We start from the raw sequence: 18,493 nt of genomic DNA on the forward strand, positions 1-18,493 counted from the left end.
AAAAGAGGATATGAAAACACACATAAGTCGTATTGATGTAAAACATTATAAAAGCTGCTACGTATTTAACAAATAGTTTTTTGTATTTCACCCTTCGTTTTCTGTAACTGATTCCATATTTTTGACGCTCTATCTTGTAAGTGCTTACATAAGCAAGGACATCCTATACAATGAAGTTGTTAAATCGAATGAGGTGGCGAAAATGAAAATAAAAAAAGCATATTTAGAGAATAGCATTGAAATAGAAAGAGGAGGAGAGATGATATGAAAAAATCATCGGTTAATCCATGGCTTGTTGTTCTTGGCACAGTCATAGTACAAATGGGGCTTGGAACGATATATACATGGAGCTTGTTCAATCAGCCCTTAGTGAGTAAATACGGTTGGAGTCTTAACGCTGTTGCTATAACTTTCTCAATTACTAGCCTTTCTTTAGCGTTTTCAACTTTATTTGCGAGTAAATTGCAAGAAAAATGGGGACTTCGTAAACTTATTATGATAGCTGGACTAGCATTAGGACTAGGATTAATTCTTAGCTCACAAGCTTCCTCATTAATATTGCTTTATGTACTAGCAGGAGTTGTTGTAGGTTACGCAGATGGTACAGCATATATTACTTCACTATCCAATTTAATAAAGTGGTTCCCAGAGCGTAAAGGTTTAATCGCGGGTATATCTGTCTCTGCATATGGTACGGGTAGCCTAATTTTTAAATACATAAACGCAAAATTAATTGATTCAGTTGGTGTATCGCAAGCGTTTATATACTGGGGCTTAATTGTTACAGCTATGATTGTGATTGGCGCTTGTTTAATCCACCAAGCCGCTGATCAAGGTGCAGTTCAGGAAACAAAAACTAAGGAATATACAACGAAAGAAATGTTAGGCACAAAACAAGTATACTTATTATTTATTATGTTATTTACATCATGTATGAGTGGCTTATACTTAATTGGCATGGTAAAAGACATCGGTGTTCAACTTGTAGGGCTTAGCGCAGCAACAGCAGCTAATGCGGTGGCTATGGTTGCAATCTTCAATACATTAGGTCGTATCATTCTAGGACCGTTATCAGATAAAATCGGCCGTTTAAAAATCGTTACTGGTACTTTTGTTGTTATGGCGACTTCAGTCTTGGTTCTAAGTTTCGTAGATTTAAATTATGGTATCTACTTCGTCTGTGTAGCAAGTGTAGCGTTTTGCTTTGGTGGAAATATCACTATTTTCCCAGCTATTGTTGGTGATTTCTTCGGTATGAAAAACCATAGTAAAAACTACGGAATTGTGTATCAAGGATTTGGATTTGGAGCGCTCGCAGGTTCCTTTATCGGTGCACTTCTAGGTGGATTCAAACCAACCTTCATGGTGATCGGCGTATTATGTGTCGTGTCATTTATTATTGCACTTTTAATCCAAGCACCTAAGCAGAAAAAAGAACAAGAAGAAGATTATCGCAGCGTAGCGTAAGTATATAAATCTTCTATTACACTACTATAACTAAAAAGCACCCTATTAAATAGGGTGCTTTTTTACGGTATATAATAAAATTACGAAAGGGAAGTGGATGCTAAACCACTTTTCTGTTTTCTTTATGAATTATTTTTTAATTGATTTTCTCTATCTAGCCTTTGTGATTTCCGGAATTTTCCTGATAAAAAAGCGAGTAAACTATCTCGGTGGATTATACTGGAATATTATAAAGTGATACATAATATATGAAATTTTTACTAAATCTTAGATTATATACATGACATTCATTGAGAAATGAAAGATGTAAAATGAGATATTTTCAGAAAAATATTGAGAAAAGAAAAACTGTAGATGAAGAAATCTGCAGTTTTTCTTTTTGAATTTCAAAAAAGATGAGAAGGAATTATGGATTTAATATTTAATTAAAGCACTTTTTAACCCTTATAGATGCAATCTTATATAGAAACGTAAAAATACTTTATCTGAAAAATAAAAAAAGATTGACAAGTGTATTGAGAAACATTATCATTTCGGTGTAGATAAAGAAAATGAAAATCATTATCAACTAGTCGGTTTATTTTCTTTTCTATGATTATGTAATAAAAAACATACTTGACCAATTAGTTTAGTAAGTGTATTATTTTTTTACCGAAAGTTATTGAAAATGAAAATCATTATCAGTAACTAGGTCAACTCTGTTTAATATGGTTAACTTTATTTTTGTAAAGAAAGGGTAGAGACAATGGAATACAGGGAATTTGATGGGAAGACTGTTGTAGTAACAGGTGCAGCCCAAGGTATAGGTATGTCTGTAGCGAAAATGTTTATAGAGAGAGGTGCCACGGTAGTTGCTATCGATCAAAATAACGAAGGTCTTCATAAGCTTTTAAATCATTATGAATTAAATGATGGATGTATTAAGACCCTTCAAATAGATGTGAGTGACAGTTCCACTGTTGAAGATACAGTGGAACGTATTGAAAATGATTTAGGTCCTATAGATATTTTAATCAATGTTGCAGGTGTTTTACGCATGGGAGCGGTTCACTCTTTAAGTGACGAAGATTGGAATAAAACATTCTCTGTAAATACTACAGGCGTTTTCTATATGTCCCGAGCGGTAAGTAAACATATGATGTTAAGGAAGTCAGGGGCAATTGTTACAGTTGGTTCAAATGCAGCAAATACTCCGAGAATAGAGATGGCTGCGTACGCTGCATCAAAATCCGCAACGACAATGTTTATGAAATGTTTAGGGCTAGAGCTTGCAGCGTACAATATCCGTTGCAACTTAGTTTCTCCAGGTTCTACTGAAACTGAAATGCAAAGATTACTATGGGCTGATGAGAATGGAGCTAAAAATATAATTGCTGGTTCTCAAAATACATATAGACTCGGTATACCGTTACAAAAAATTGCGCAACCTTCAGAAATTGCTGAAGCAGTATTGTTTTTAGCTTCTGATAAAGCGAGTCATATTACAATGCACAATTTATGTGTCGATGGCGGAGCTACATTAGGAGTTTAATAAAGTGAAACTTTAATTAGTGGGGGTTTTGTTCATCTCCCACTGATTATCAGCCCTCACCAATCGGGCTTTTACGGGCAGTTGATCCCCACCTAACTTCTTTGCTTCCGCTGAATTTTGAGGTGCGGATCTTACTGCCCGTTAATGCGGGATAAAAAATTCAGGAGGTTTTAATACTATGAATGAACTTACAGCCGTAAAGGAACTGTCAGAAAAATTATTAGAAGATTATAAGACTGAATCTTCGTTCTTTTTCGCTTCGCCAACTCGAACGATATTGACAGAAGGAGAGTTTACTACAGTAAAACATAGTGAAATCGAAAGCTTTCCAGAGCTTGTAAAGGCGGTATTAAGTAATGCAAAACAAGCAGGAAATCCGAATCCTATCGTTGTTGGTGCTTTGCCATTTGATCGTAGAAAAGAAGTTCAACTTATTGTACCGGAATATGGCAGAATTACTGAGCGTTTACATTTGGAGACAACAAATGAGATAAAACGAAATGAGAAACTGACATTTGAAATGACACCGGTTCCAGATCCTGAAGTTTATATGAATGGTGTGAAGCAAGGGATAGAAAAAATTCAGGACGGAGATTTTAAAAAAATCGTTCTATCTAGATCGTTAGATGTTAAATCTTCAGAGAAGATTGATAAACAAAAACTACTTCGCGAATTAGCAGAACATAATAAGCATGGCTACACATTTGCTGTTAATTTACCGAAAGATGAAAACGAGAAAAGTAAGACGTTAATTGGAGCAAGTCCTGAATTACTCGTTTCACGTAATGGTATGCAAGTTATTTCTAATCCGTTAGCTGGTTCAAGACCACGTAGTGATGATCCAGTAGAAGATAAAAGAAGAGCAGAGGAATTACTTTCTTCTCCGAAAGATTTACATGAACATGCGGTAGTAGTGGAAGCAGTTGCTGCAGCGCTTCGTCCGTACTGTCATACATTACATGTTCCTGAAAAACCATCTGTCATTCATAGCGAAGCGATGTGGCATTTGTCTACTGAAGTGAAAGGTGAACTAAAGAATCCAAATACTACTTCTTTGGAATTAGCAATTGCTCTTCATCCTACGCCAGCAGTTTGCGGAACGCCGATGGAAGAAGCGAGAGAGGCTATTCAAAAAATTGAGCCATTTGACCGTGAATTCTTTACAGGAATGCTAGGATGGAGCGATTTAAATGGAGATGGTGAATGGATTGTTACAATTCGCTGTGCTGAAGTGCAAGAAAATACACTTCGTTTATTTGCAGGAGCGGGAGTTGTTGCTGAATCAAAGCCAGAAGATGAGTTAGCAGAAACATCAGCTAAGTTCCAAACAATGCTGAAGGCTTTAGGACTAAGAGATAATTCGCTGAATGAAAAATAGGGGGAAGAAAGAATGTTAACAGGTTATACGGAATGGCCAGAAGAATTTGCAAATCGTTATCGAGAAGAAGGATGTTGGCTTGGAGAAACATTTGGTTCGTTGTTAAGAGAGCGTGCTGAAAAATATGGAGATCAAATTGCGGTTATAAGTGGTAATACGCATATAACATATAGTGAGCTTGATAAAAAAGTAGATCGCTTAGCTGCAGGCTTACTGAATTTAGGATTAAAGCAAGAGGATCGAGTTGTAATCCAATTACCTAACATTATCGAGTTTTTCGAAATATGCTTTGCGCTATTTCGCATTGGAGCACTTCCTGTTTTTGCACTACCTTCACATCGAAGCAGTGAAATTAGTTATTTTTGTGAGTTTGGTGAGGCGAGTGCTTACGTTATTTCAGATAAGGCTCTCGGCTTTGATTATCGAAAACTAGCAAGAGAAGTAAAAGAAAAAGTGCCCAATTTACAACATGTAATTGTAGTGGGAGAAGAAGAAGAGTTTGTGAACATAAGTGATCTATATATAGATTTCGTTCCATTACCAGAAGTAAAGCCAAGTGATGTTGCGTTTCTCCAATTATCGGGAGGGACAACAGGACTTTCTAAATTAATTCCTAGAACGCATGATGACTATATTTATAGTTTACGTGTTAGTGCTGAAATTTGTAATTTAAATACAGAGAGCGTCTATATGTCAGTTCTTCCAGTAGCACACAATTACCCGATGAGTTCTCCAGGGACACTTGGAACGTTCTATGCGGGTGGAAAAGTAGTGTTGGCAACTGGAGGGAGTCCAGATGAGGCGTTTGCTCTTATAGAAAAAGAAAAAGTTACGATTACTGCTCTCGTTCCACCGTTAGCAATAATATGGCTTGATGCGGCATCTTCTCGCAATAACGATTTATCGAGCCTGCAAGTGATTCAAGTAGGTGGTGCTAAGTTTAGTGCTGAAGTTGCAAAGCGTATACACCCTACATTTGGATGTACGTTACAGCAAGTATTTGGTATGGCAGAAGGGTTAGTAAATTACACAAGATTAAATGATCCTGAAGAAATCATTATTCATACACAAGGTAGACCGATGTCTACATTCGATGAAGTAAGGGTTGTTGATGAAAATGATAATGATGTTAAGCCTGGTGAAGTAGGTAGTTTATTAACACGAGGTCCATATACAATTCGTGGTTATTATAAAGCAGAAGAGCATAATGCACGATCATTTACAAAGGATGGATTTTATCGCACAGGTGATCTTGTAAAAGTAAATGAACAAGGTTACATCATTGTAGAAGGAAGAGATAAAGATCAAATTAACCGTGGTGGTGAGAAGGTTGCTGCGGAAGAGGTTGAAAATCATCTATTAGCACATGATGCAGTACATGATGTAGCAATTGTATCTATGCCTGACGATTATTTAGGAGAACGTACTTGCGCTTTTGTTATAGCTCGCGGACAAGCTCCAACTGTAAGTGAATTAAAAACGTTTTTAAGAGAACGTGGTATAGCGGCTTATAAGATTCCAGATCGAATTGAATTTATTGAATCATTCCCGCAAACAGGTGTTGGAAAAGTAAGCAAAAAAGAATTACGTAAAACCATTGCTGAAAAACTTATTACAGTAAAACGATAAAAAACTATTAAAATTCGGAAGGAAGTGATTAGATGGCTATCCCATCTATTTCAGTATATAAAATGCCAATTGAATCAGAACTACCAAAAAATAAAGTGAATTGGACGCCAGATCCGAAACGTGCGGTTCTTCTAATCCATGACATGCAAGAATACTTTCTTGATGCATATAGCGATAAAGAATCGCCAAAAGTAGAACTAATTTCAAATATTAAGGTGATAAGAGAAAGATGTAAGGAACTTGGCATACCAGTTGTTTATACAGCACAACCTGGTGGACAAACGTTAGAACAACGTGGGTTATTACAAGACTTTTGGGGTGACGGTATTCCTGCTGGACCAGACAAAAAGAAAATTGTCGATGAACTTACTCCTGATGAAGATGATATATTCCTGACAAAATGGAGATATAGTGCATTTAAAAAGACAAATCTATTAGAAATTTTAAATGAACAGGGAAGAGATCAACTTATTATTTGCGGTATTTATGCGCATATCGGCTGCCTTTTAACAGCTTGTGAAGCATTTATGGATGGTATAGAGCCATTTTTTGTAGCAGATGCAGTTGCTGATTTTTCATTAGAGCATCATAAACAAGCGTTGGAGTATGCATCTAATAGATGTGCAGTAACGACATCAACAAACTTACTGTTAAAAGATTTACAAAGTTTAAAGGGTGCTGAGAGTGAAGGCATCACTTTACAGGAAGTGCATGAACTAGTTGCACAACTACTCCGTGAGCCAGTAGAGAGCATTGAAGTTGATGAAGATTTATTAAATAGAGGACTTGATTCGGTCAGAATTATGAGTTTAGTAGAGAAGTGGCGTCGAGAAGGAAAAGAAATCACTTTTGCGGATTTAGCAGAGAGTCCAACTATTGTTGATTGGTACCGCTTATTATCTTCGCAAACAGAACATGTACTTTAATATAGACTACATAATAAAGGGGTAGTAAAGAATGCCTAATAGTCAAAAGGTTCGTCATTCGTTATCATCTGCGCAGACTGGTATGTGGTTTGCGCAACAATTAGATCCGCTTAATCCGATTTATAATACTGGGGAATATGTAGAAATAAACGGAACGATTAATCAAGAAATTTTCGAATTAGCTGTACGTAAAGTTGTAACAGAAGCAGAAGCACTTCATGTTCGTTTCGAAGAGGATGAAATTGGTCCATGGCAAGTTATTGAGGAACCGTCAAAGTTTTATATGCATTTTATTGACGTTTGTAAAGAAGAAGATCCTGAAGAAGCTGCTAAAGTATGGATGAAAAATGATTTATCTATGCCCGTGGATTTAAAAGAGGATAAATTATTTACTGAAGCACTTATTCAAGTTGAAAATAATCGTTTCTTTTGGTATCAGCGCATCCATCACATTTTGATGGATGGCTATGGATTTTCACTTCTTAGCCAAAAGGTAGCGAATGAATATACAGCACTTATAGAAGAAACAAATAAAACTGAAAAGCCATTTGGTTCTCTTGCAAAAATTGTACAAGAAGATAATGAGTATCGTAAATCTAAACAATTTCAGGAAAATCGTACTTTTTGGTTAGAAAAATTTGCAGATGTACCGGAAGTTATAAGTTTGGCAGAACGAGCGCCGAGAACATCAAATGGATTTTTACGAGAAACAGCTTATTTATCTAGTTCTAGTACGAAAGCTTTGCTAGAAGATACAAAAGTGTCGATAACAAGTTGGCCGGAATTTATTGTCGCTGTAACAAGTATTTATATGCATAAATTAACAGGTGCAAATGATATTGTTTTAGGCTTACCGATGATGGGGCGTCTCGGTTCTGCATCTATTTATACACCGAGCATGGTAATGAATTTAGTACCACTTCGTCTCACTGTAACTCCAAATATAACTCTTGCGGAATTATTACAGCAAGTTTCTAAAGAAATTCGAGATATACGTCGCCATCATAAATATCGTCATGAGGAATTAAGAAGAGACTTAAAGTTACTAGGTGAAAATCAAAGGTTATTTGGGCCGTTAGTGAATGTTATGCCTTTTGATTATGGGCTTAACTTTGCTGGAAATCGAGGTATTACACATAATTTATCAGCAGGACCTGTCGATGATTTATCGATAAATGTATATAAGCGCTTCGATGAAAATGAGTTAATGATTCATTTTGATGCGAATCCGGAAGTATATAGTGATACGGAACTAGCATTGCATAAAGAAAGATTTATGAATCTATTAGAATTAGTGATAAATGATTATCACAAAGACGAGTCGATTGGAAAAATAAATATTACCCTTCCTGAAGAAAATCATAAAGTTTTATTGGAATGGAATGAAACGAAGGAAGCTGAAGAGCTAATCACTTTACCTATATTATTTGAAAAACAAGTACAAAAACATCCAAATAAAATAGCAGTTACTTGTAACGGGATAAAACTTACGTATAAAGAACTAAATGAACGAGCGAATGAACGAGCGCACTATTTAGTAAAAGAAGGAATACGACAAAATCAGTTTGTAGCTTTAGTATTTCCAAGATCAATAGAAATGGTAGTTAGTATGATAGCAGTTTTAAAGGCTGGTGCAGCGTATTTACCGATAGATCCAGAATACCCAGCCGAGCGAATTAATTATATAGTAAATGATGCAAAACCAGTTTGTATCATAACACATTCATCTGTTTCATCTACTTTAGTTATAGAAAATGATATTAAAAAAATCATATTAGATAGCGAAGAAACGAAAATAGCGTTAAAAACATATTCTCATATGAATATACCATTTAAAAATGATGAATCACTTTTAAACCCAGCGTATACAATTTACACTTCAGGATCAACAGGAAATCCAAAAGGTGTAATTGTTCCTATGAAAGGTTTAAGTAACTTTTTATTAGCTATGCAGCATACGTTTTCATTAAATGAAAACGATCATTTATTAGCAGTTACGACGTTTGCGTTTGATATTTCTGCTCTAGAAATTTATTTACCGCTTATTAGTGGTGCAAGTATAACAATTGCACAAAAAGAAGTAATCCAAGAGCCTTCTGTGTTAACGACACTTTTACTAGAAGAAAGAGCGACAATTATGCAAGCTACACCGACGCTCTGGCAGGCGTTAGTAAATGAATATCCAGAGAGGCTACAAGGGCTAAACGTACTCGTTGGTGGTGAAGCTCTTCCAGCACATTTAGCAAATAAATTAAAAGAATTAGGTTGCTCTATAAGTAACTTATATGGACCAACTGAAACGACAATTTGGTCTACTTACATGAACATTGATGAAAGTGAAAGTGGTATACCTCCTATTGGAAAGCCAATTTGGAATACAGAAGTGTATGTTTTGGATGCAGGGTTACAACCAGCTCCACCTGGAGTTATCGGTGAATTATATATTGCAGGAGAAGGACTTGCGAACGGATATTTAGGAAAACCTGATTTAACGGCTGAACGGTTTGTTGCAAATCCTTATGGAAAACCAGGGAAGCGTATGTACCGCACAGGTGATCTTGTGAAATGGCGTAACGATGGTGTGTTAGAGTACGTGAGCCGAGCAGATCATCAAATTAAAATTCGCGGTTTCCGAATTGAATTAGCTGAAATTGAAACGGTATTACAACGACATGAAAATATTCAACAAGCGGTAGTAATGGTACGAGAAGATCGCCCAAATGATAAACGAATCATTGCGTATATCGTTGCCGAAGAGAAGGAAACGATTCATCTTTCAGAAATCCGTTCTTATATTTCAGAAAGTTTAGCGAATTATATGGTACCATCAGCATTTGTTGTACTAGAAGAATTACCATTAACACCAAATGGTAAGGTTGATAGAAAGAAATTACCTGCTCCTGATTTTAATGGAATGAACAATGAGAGAAGTGCTAGAAATCCGAAAGAAGAAATACTATGTGATTTATTTGCAGAAGTACTTGGTATTTCGCGAATTAGTATTGATGATAATTTCTTTGAAATGGGTGGTCATTCGCTTCTTGCATCTCGTTTAATGGTAAGAATTCGTGAAACGTTAAGTGTGGAATTAGGAATCGGAAAACTATTTGAATCGCCAACTGTTGCTGAATTAGCGAAACAGTTGGATCGTGCAAAAAGCGCAAGACCAGCTATTAAGAAAGTAAGTAGACCAAATGAAGTTCCGCTTTCATTCGCACAGCGCAGGTTATGGTTCTTAAATTGTTTAGAAGGTCCAAGTCCTACTTATAACATTCCGTTAGTCATTCGTATGTCTGGAAAATTGAACGAGGAAGCACTGCAAGGTGCCTTTTATGATGTAGTGAAGAAACATGAAACACTTAGAACAATTTTCCCTAACGTATTAGGTAGTTCCTATCAGAAAATTTTAAATATGGAAGACTTAAATCTAGAGATGATGATAACAAAAACATGTAAAGATGAATTAGAAAGTGTGCTTGCAGAGGCGGTAAGACATAGCTTTAATCTTGATGTTGAGCCAGCAGTTCGTTTACAACTTTTTAAAGTGAGTGACAACGAACATGTTTTACTAATTCTTTTACATCATATTGTAGGAGATGGATGGTCATTACAACCGTTAACGAGAGACTTTACAGCGGCTTATAAAGCAAGATGTCAAGGTGACAAAGTTCAACTGGAGGCACTTCCAGTGCAATACGCAGATTATTCACTTTGGCAACAGCAATTACTAGGTGACGAAACGACACCAGAAAGTCTTATTTCAACACAATTAGATTTTTGGAAAGAGGAACTAAAAGGTTTACCAGATCAAATGGAGTTGCCTACAGATTATCAACGTCCAATGGAAACGAGTTATCGCGGGGAAACAATTCATTTTCATATAGATGAAGGTATGCATAGTAGGTTAGTAGAGCTTGGTCGTAATAATGGGGTTAGTTTGTTTATGGTGTTGCAAGCAGGACTAAGCGCGCTATTTACAAGACTAGGTGCTGGGACTGATATACCAATTGGAAGTCCGATTGCCGGAAGAAATGACGATGCGCTATCAAATATAGTTGGTTTATTTGTGAATACATTAGTGTTACGTACAAATACATCAGGAGATCCAAGTTTTAAAGAATTATTAAATAGAGTAAAGCAGGTAAATCTGGCAGCTTATGAAAATCAAGATGTTCCATTTGAACGACTCGTTGAAGTGTTAAACCCAGTACGTACCCGAAATAGTCATCCGCTGTTTCAAGTTATGTTAGCTTTCCAAAATACGCCTGAAGCGACGTTTGATGTCCCAGATTTAGAAGCGAGCCTTGAAATTCAAAGTGTTGGTTCTGCAAAATTTGATTTAACATTTGAAATTAGCGAGAGTAATGGAGTTGATGGTACTCCAAATGGCTTACACGGATTGTTAGAGTTTAGTACCGATTTATATAAACGTGAAACGATTCAAAAAATAATAGAACGATTCATTCTATTATTAGATGATGCAGCGAAACATCCGGATCAATCAATTGGTAGATTAGAAATATTAACTTTAGCAGAGCGAAATACAGTTTTAGAAAAGTGGAATGGTGGTTTTCAAATTGTGCCCGAGATGACATTGCCACAATTATTTGAAAAGCAGGCTCATGTAAATCCAAATTCTATTGCTGTCGTCTTTGAAGATGAAAAGCTAACGTATGAAGAGTTAAATAGAAAAGCGAATAAAATAGCTCGTTCGTTAATAGCAAAAGGAATCGGTCCGGATCAACTCGTTGCTTTAGCGATGCCGAGATCTTTAAATATGGTTGTAAGCTTACTTGCTGTTCTTAAAGCAGGTGCCGGATATCTTCCGTTAGATCCGGATTATCCGTCAGATCGTATTTCATTTATGCTACACGATGCGAAACCATCATGTGTGTTAACAAATGCAAGTGTAGAAATTGAATGTGATGAGGCACTAAAGATTTTAGTTGATGATGTGAACGTAATAGAAGAAATTGAGAAATATAGTGAAGACAATATTGATGAAATGGAGCGCATGAAGCCGTTATCTCCTTCACATATTGCTTACGTTATTTATACGTCAGGCTCAACAGGTAGACCGAAAGGGGTTATGATACCTCATCAAAATGTAGTAAGACTTTTAGGAGCAACCGATCATTGGTTCCAATTTGACGCATACGATGTGTGGACGATGTTCCATTCATATGCTTTTGATTTCTCGGTTTGGGAAATTTGGGGACCTTTATTATATGGAGGGCGTTTAGTTGTAGTACCACATACTGTAAGTCGCTCGCCGAAAGAATTTTTACAGCTTCTTGTTAAGGAAAAGGTTACTGTTTTAAACCAAACTCCATCAGCGTTCTATCAATTGATGCAAGCAGATCGTGAAAATGAAGAGGTTGGTCAAAAATTATCTTTACGATATGTTGTTTTTGGTGGAGAAGCACTTGAACTAAGTCGATTAGAAGATTGGTATAGTCGTCATCCTCATAACGCACCGAAACTTATTAATATGTACGGTATAACGGAGACGACGGTACATGTTAGTTATATTGAGTTAGATGAGAGTATCGTTTCTTTACGAGCAAATAGTTTAATCGGGTGCAGTATACCAGATCTTAAAGTATACGTATTAGATAACTATTTACAACCAGTGCCACCAGGAGTAGTTGGAGAAATGTATGTTGCAGGTGCAGGACTCGCTCGTGGATATTTAGGAAGAGCAGGATTAACGGCTGAACGTTTTATCGCAGATCCATTTGGTAAGCTAGGTACAAGAATGTATCGTACCGGAGATTTAGCGCGCTGGCGTCAAGATGGGACGCTAGATTATATAGGGCGTGCAGATCATCAAATTAAAATTCGTGGATTCCGAATTGAATTAGGAGAAATAGAAGCGGTAATAATGAAACACGATAAAGTTGAACAAGTAGCCGTTATTGTACGGGAAGATCAACCAGGGGATAAACGATTAGTTTCTTATATCGTCGCATCAAATAATGAAACGATCGATACGAATGAAATGCGCCAGCATGCTGGAGGTAGTTTGCCAGATTATATGGTTCCATACGCTTTTGTAGTAGTAAATGAGTTGCCTTTAACACCAAACGGTAAATTAGATAGAAAGGCATTGCCAGCTCCAGAATTTACTGCATCATCTTCTAGTCGCGGACCGAGAACACCGCAAGAAGAAATGCTATGTGACTTGTTTACAGAAGTTTTAAGTGTGCCTCAAATTGGAATTGATGACGGATTCTTTGATCTGGGTGGTCATTCACTTCTTGCAGTGCAGCTTATGAGTCGCATAAAAGAGGCACTTGGAGTGGAACTAAATATCGGAACTTTATTTGCAGCACCTACTGTTGCAGGGCTTGCTGAAAGACTTGAAATGGGGAATGGTCAAAGTGCACTTGATGTGTTACTTCCATTACGAGCAAGCGGAGATCAATTACCACTATTTTGTGTACATCCAGCAGGTGGATTAAGTTGGTGCTATGCAGGACTTATGAAATCTTTAGGAACAGATTATCCAATCTATGGTGTACAAGCACGTGGTATCGCTGAAAATGAGGAGCTTCCAAAAAGCTTAGAGGAGATGGCGGCGGATTATTTGAAACACGTTCGTGAAGTACAGCCTCACGGACCATATCGTTTACTAGGGTGGTCGCTTGGAGGAAATGTTGTTCATGCAATGGCGGCGCAACTACAAAATGAAGGAGAAGAAGTAGAATTACTCGTTATGCTGGATTCTTATCCTGGTCACTTCTTACCGAATACGGAAGCACCTACTGAAGAAGAAGCATTAATCGCATTACTTGCTTTAGGTGGATATGATCCAGATAATATGGATGGTAAACCACTTACTATGGAAAGCGCTGTTGCAATACTTCGCAAAGATGGAAGTGCATTAGCAAGTCTTGAAGAAGAGACAATTTTGAATTTGAAAGAAACATATGTGAATTCAGTAGGATTGTTAGGGAAATATGTACCGAAAGTTTATAACGGAGATATTTTATTCTTTAGATCTACTGTTATACCAGACTGGTTTGATCCAATTTCTCCAAATACGTGGCTAAATTATTTAGACGGAGGAATTGTGCAGCACGATATTGATTGTAGACATAAAGATTTATGTCAGCCAGGTCCGCTTACAGAAATCGGACAAGTACTGGCGAAATATTTGCAGGAAAAGAAAGGGGTAAGTACAGTATGACGAATCCATTCGAAAATGATAATTACACATATAAAGTATTAAAAAATGAGGAGGGTCAGTATTCTCTCTGGCCTGTCTTTCTCGAAGTACCTATTGGTTGGAATGTCGTACATGAAGAGGCTAGTAGGAATGATTGTTTACAATATGTTGAAAATAAGTGGAAAGATTTGAATCCAAAAAGTAATCAAGTTGGCGAAAAAATATTAGTAGGAAAACGATAATGAAGGAAAAAATAAATCCGAAAGTAGTTGTAAGTATCGTATATATAACAGCGATGTTTATGGCTGCGATGGATGCAACGATTGTGAATGTAGCACTGCAAACGATAAGTAAAGAACTGCAAGTGCCCCCATCTGCAATGGGGACAGTGAATGTTGGGTATTTAGTTAGCTTAGCTGTTTTTCTTCCTATTTCTGGTTGGTTAGGAGATCGCTTCGGTACGAAAAGAGTATTTCTAACCGCTCTTTTCGTATTTACAACTGCGTCTGCATTATGCGGTGTAGCGAACGATATTACTTCATTGAATATTTTTCGTATCATGCAAGGTGCTGGTGGGGGGCTTTTAACACCAGTGGGGATGGCGATGTTATTCCGAACATTTTCACCAGAGGAAAGACCCAAAATTTCTCGATTTATTGTACTTCCAATTGCTGTTGCACCAGCGATTGGACCAATTATTGGTGGTTTCTTTGTAGATCAAATGTCTTGGCGCTGGGCATTTTATATTAATCTGCCGTTTGGTATCATTGCGTTGCTATTTGGACTTCTATTTTTAGCAGAGCATATTGAAAAATCAGCTGGTCGTTTTGATTCTCTCGGTTTTGTTCTTTCAGCACCAGGTTTTGCGATGCTCATCTATGCACTCAGTCAAGGTCCGTCAAAAGGATGGATTTCTCCAGAAATAATAAGTACTGGGATAGCTGGGATTATATTCATTTCACTGTTTATAATTGTAGAACTGAAAGTAAAGCAACCGATGTTAGATTTACGCTTATTAAAAGAACCCGTTTTTAGAAAAATGAGTCTCATATCCTTGTTTTCATCTGCTGGTTTACTAGGAATGCTATTTATTTTTCCGCTTATGTATCAAAATGTAATCGGAGTTTCCGCGCTGGAATCAGGTCTTACGACATTCCCAGAAGCGATTGGATTAATGATTTCTTCACAAATTGTACCATGGACGTATAAGAAATTAGGTGCTCGAAAGGTAATCTCTATTGGATTAATAAGTACCGCGGTTATATTTGTATTATTAAGTTTTGTAAATTATGATACGAATCCATGGCAAATACGGGCATTATTGTTTGGCATAGGTATTTTCTTAGGCCAATCTGTCGGTGCAGTTCAATTTTCTGCTTTTAACAATATCACGCCACCTTCTATGGGGAGAGCAACTACTATATTTAATGTGCAAAACCGATTAGGATCTGCAATAGGAGTTGCTGTTTTAGCTAGTATACTAGCTGGTTTTGGAAATAATAGTGTACAAAATAATGCCCCGGCCGATTACATGCCATATCAAGCAGCATTAATTGGATCAGCGATATTTTTACTCATAGCATTACTATTTGCTTTACGTATTTCTGATAAAGAGGTAATGCCAAAGAAGAATAAAAAGCCGTTATCTGTATTACAAAAAGAGAAAGAAGTTGTAAATGAATGAGTTGCGGCATGCTAATACTCTTTTGAAATAAAGTGATATTGGCATTTAAAAGGAGAGAGTTTACATGATAGAGAGTGAAGTTGTAGATTCTGTACCAACTTTGAATGAGAATGATTGTCAAATATGGTGGGCAAGAATTTCAGATTTGCAATCATGGCATTACAATTTGCTAAATGATGTAGAGAGAGAGAAAGCAAATTCATATTATCATTCGGCAGATCGTGCACGTTTTATAGTAGGTTGTGTAATTAGTAGGTTAGTTCTTGGAAAGATACTTTCTATGTCGCCAGTTCAAGTGCCGATTGATCGAATGTGCCCGGTATGTAAGTTACAACATGGTAGACCGCAATTACCAGAAGGGATGCCACAATTATCCGTTTCACATTCGGGTGAGTGGGTTGTCGTTGCATTTACAAAATCTGCATCTGTCGGTGTTGATGTTGAACAAATGAATCCAAATGTAGATGTTATGAAAATGGCAGAGGGTGTATTAACAGACATTGAAATAGCACAAATTATGAAATTACCTAATGAACAAAAAATAGAAGGTTTTTTAACATATTGGACTCGAAAAGAAGCAGTACTGAAAGCGACAGGTGAAGGACTATTGATTCCACCAGTAGATATTACAGTATCAGCTCCAAATGATCTTCCAAAATTATTAATTTTTAAGGATAGACAAGAGTTATCAGAAAATACAATGATGGAAGATGTAAGGCCAAGTGTGGGTTATATGGCTGCAATTGCAATATTTAGTAAAGAAGTAACTGAAATTACGCAGTTAGACGCGGTATCGCTTTTAAATTATAAATAAGTTTAATAAAATATTTTATAGAAGAGGTGTTCCTCATGTTAGTGGCGGAAAATAGAAAAAACGAATTTACTTATAATGTACAAGCAATTAAAAATGTTTTATTTTCTGGAGATACATCATCTATTCATGCTTTAGAAAAGCTTTTGAATGATACAGTTCAGTTTGATGTTCTCGAACAAGAGGTACTTGATAGACAGTACATTCCGAAAGAAGCGAAGAATTTCTTTGATAAAAACGGAACATTTCTGTACCGCGTATCTAATGTTAGTTATAAAGGTAAGGTGTTATCTGAAAATCTAATTTTTGCGGACACTTCATTTTTACCACATACTATAAAGCAAGAATTAGAGAATGGGAATATTCCAGTTGAAAAGCTTATAGAAAAGATGGAAGTAAGAAGAAATGTATTATACGAAGGATATCAGCCATCCGGAAATATTATCGAGTTGTTTGATGGATGTTCTGTTGCGGCGAATGTTTATCCAACTAGAAAATATCAAATTGTAAGTAACTGCAAATGTGTATTTTATATTTGTGAAGTGTATCATGCAGAAAATATAAAGAAACTGCTTAAATAAGAAATAGACAAGAAACCAGCCTATAAAATGGCTGGTTTCTTGTTTATTTAACAGCTTCTTTTAATTCTTTTCCTGCTTTAAATGCTGGAACTTTACCAGCAGCAATCTGAATTTCTTCTCCAGTTTGCGGATTACGCCCTGTACGAGCAGATCTTTCACGTACTTCAAAAGTTCCAAAACCGATCAATTGAACTTTATCGCCAGATTGTAATGCAGTAGCAATTGTGTCAAATACGGATTGTACAGCTGCAGAAGCTTCCTTTTGAGAAATATCAGCTGACTGTGCTACGTTTTTAATTAGTTCTGTTTTGTTCATGTTTTCACCTCATAAAAAAATTTTTAGAATGAATGTTTTAGTATAATGGTTAGTACAGATAAAGCTATCTTTGTGATTAGAAAGAATGCTGTATAGTTATGTTAATTTCGTTGAAAGAAGCTGAATCCCTGCTAATTAAAAGGGATTTATTAAGAATTGATGTATACCAAAAGCTATATTATGAAGGTGAGGGGGAGTATACGGATGATTTTTCGTGAAAAGAATGAGAAAAAAAGTATATTAATTCGTCAACATGATCATGGTTTTTTAGCTGGAGAGATTGCAAGGTATATAAAAGAAGATTTTTTTGAAGATAAAACATACTTAAAAGAGACAATTGATGCTATATATGAGCATGATAGAGGCTGGATAGGGTTAGATAAAATCCCGATTTTGAACGATGCTAAAAATGTTCCATATACATTTATGGATTGTCCAAGCTCACTACGCTTTGTATTCTATACAATCGGTTTGAATGAAATTGAAGTTTCAAATCCATACGGGGCATTGCTTTGTAGTAAACACTTTTTATCATTTCCGCTAAATGAAGAAGATGAAGAGATGATGTCTTTTTATAAACGAGAATTGGATCGACAAAAAAGAATTTTGAAAACGTTAACAAAAGAACAGTATGCTATGTTTGATAAACAGTATAGGCTATTAAAGTTTTGTGATGAGCTTTCATTATATGTATGTATGAATAAACCTGGTGTAAAAAAGAAAGATGAAATTGATTTATTTAAAGATGGTTTTGAAGGAACAGAAATGTTTAATAACAAGGAGCGGAAACTTATACAAGCTGAATGGGTGGACGAAGAAAGGATTCGGGTTACACCATTTCCATTTAAAACGGAATTTTATACGTATGTAAAATATAAAACTATAAATAAACATGTTATTGAAGAAAAAGGAATTGCAAAAGCTGATAGAGAGTCGGAAGTTCAGAAGCAAATGGTATGTTTTATACAATAAAGATGAGGCATAAAAAGAAAAAGGAAT

At 36.2% G+C, this 18,493-nt stretch carries 12 protein-coding genes; 11 read left to right on the forward strand and 1 reads right to left on the reverse strand.

Annotation, left to right across the window (positions count from 1 at the left end):
- Window positions 1-264: 264 nt before the first annotated feature.
- The 10 genes from LUS72_RS11620 (at window position 265) to LUS72_RS11665 (ending at window position 17,178) form a co-directional block, all read left to right on the forward strand.
- Window positions 265-1,467 carry an L-lactate MFS transporter gene (locus LUS72_RS11620; protein WP_097832021.1) on the forward strand — a complete coding sequence of 401 codons (1,203 nt, stop codon included), beginning with the start codon at window positions 265-267 and terminating at the stop codon, window positions 1,465-1,467.
- A 745-nt stretch (window positions 1,468-2,212) separates the two neighbouring features.
- On the forward strand, window positions 2,213-2,998 hold the full coding sequence (locus LUS72_RS11625) for a 2,3-dihydro-2,3-dihydroxybenzoate dehydrogenase (RefSeq protein ID WP_097832022.1): 786 nt from the start codon (window positions 2,213-2,215) through the stop codon (window positions 2,996-2,998).
- Between the two features lie 178 nt (window positions 2,999-3,176).
- Complete coding sequence (gene dhbC, locus LUS72_RS11630; RefSeq protein ID WP_097832023.1) at window positions 3,177-4,376, forward strand: isochorismate synthase DhbC; 1,200 nt, start codon at window positions 3,177-3,179, stop codon at window positions 4,374-4,376.
- A 12-nt stretch (window positions 4,377-4,388) separates the two neighbouring features.
- Complete coding sequence (locus LUS72_RS11635; RefSeq protein WP_097832024.1) at window positions 4,389-6,005, forward strand: (2,3-dihydroxybenzoyl)adenylate synthase; 1,617 nt, start codon at window positions 4,389-4,391, stop codon at window positions 6,003-6,005.
- Window positions 6,006-6,037: 32 nt separating this feature from the next.
- The gene (locus LUS72_RS11640; protein WP_097832025.1) at window positions 6,038-6,931 is read left to right on the forward strand and encodes an isochorismatase family protein; all 894 of its coding nucleotides are present in this window, start codon (window positions 6,038-6,040) and stop codon (window positions 6,929-6,931) included.
- Between the two features lie 31 nt (window positions 6,932-6,962).
- On the forward strand, window positions 6,963-14,123 hold the full coding sequence (locus LUS72_RS11645) for an amino acid adenylation domain-containing protein (RefSeq protein ID WP_097832026.1): 7,161 nt from the start codon (window positions 6,963-6,965) through the stop codon (window positions 14,121-14,123).
- Window positions 14,120-14,344 carry an MbtH family protein gene (locus LUS72_RS11650; RefSeq protein WP_097832027.1) on the forward strand — a complete coding sequence of 75 codons (225 nt, stop codon included), beginning with the start codon at window positions 14,120-14,122 and terminating at the stop codon, window positions 14,342-14,344. The genes LUS72_RS11645 and LUS72_RS11650 overlap by 4 nt, the downstream gene beginning before the upstream one ends.
- Window positions 14,344-15,786 carry an MDR family MFS transporter gene (locus LUS72_RS11655; RefSeq protein WP_097832028.1) on the forward strand — a complete coding sequence of 481 codons (1,443 nt, stop codon included), beginning with the start codon at window positions 14,344-14,346 and terminating at the stop codon, window positions 15,784-15,786. Before LUS72_RS11650 ends, LUS72_RS11655 begins: the two co-directional genes overlap by 1 nt.
- A 64-nt stretch (window positions 15,787-15,850) precedes the next feature.
- Window positions 15,851-16,600 carry a 4'-phosphopantetheinyl transferase Sfp gene (gene sfp, locus LUS72_RS11660; RefSeq protein ID WP_097832029.1) on the forward strand — a complete coding sequence of 250 codons (750 nt, stop codon included), beginning with the start codon at window positions 15,851-15,853 and terminating at the stop codon, window positions 16,598-16,600.
- A gap of 35 nt (window positions 16,601-16,635) precedes the next feature.
- Entirely contained in the window at window positions 16,636-17,178 is a 543-nt protein-coding gene (locus LUS72_RS11665; RefSeq protein WP_097832030.1) for a cold-shock protein, read from the forward strand.
- A 43-nt stretch (window positions 17,179-17,221) separates the two neighbouring features.
- On the opposite strand, the gene LUS72_RS11670 is transcribed toward LUS72_RS11665, so the two are convergent.
- Window positions 17,222-17,494, reverse strand: coding sequence for an HU family DNA-binding protein (locus LUS72_RS11670; RefSeq protein WP_002157910.1), 273 nt, complete (start codon window positions 17,492-17,494; stop codon window positions 17,222-17,224).
- Between the two features lie 204 nt (window positions 17,495-17,698).
- Between LUS72_RS11670 and LUS72_RS11675 the strand changes: the two genes are divergently transcribed.
- Window positions 17,699-18,466: a DUF3891 family protein gene (locus LUS72_RS11675; protein WP_097832031.1), complete on the forward strand. Its 768-nt coding sequence runs from the start codon at window positions 17,699-17,701 to the stop codon at window positions 18,464-18,466.
- The last annotated feature ends 27 nt before the right edge of the window (window positions 18,467-18,493 follow it).

The organism is Bacillus cereus, from assembly GCF_025917685.1.
Classification (GTDB): domain Bacteria; phylum Bacillota; class Bacilli; order Bacillales; family Bacillaceae_G; genus Bacillus_A; species Bacillus_A cereus_AT.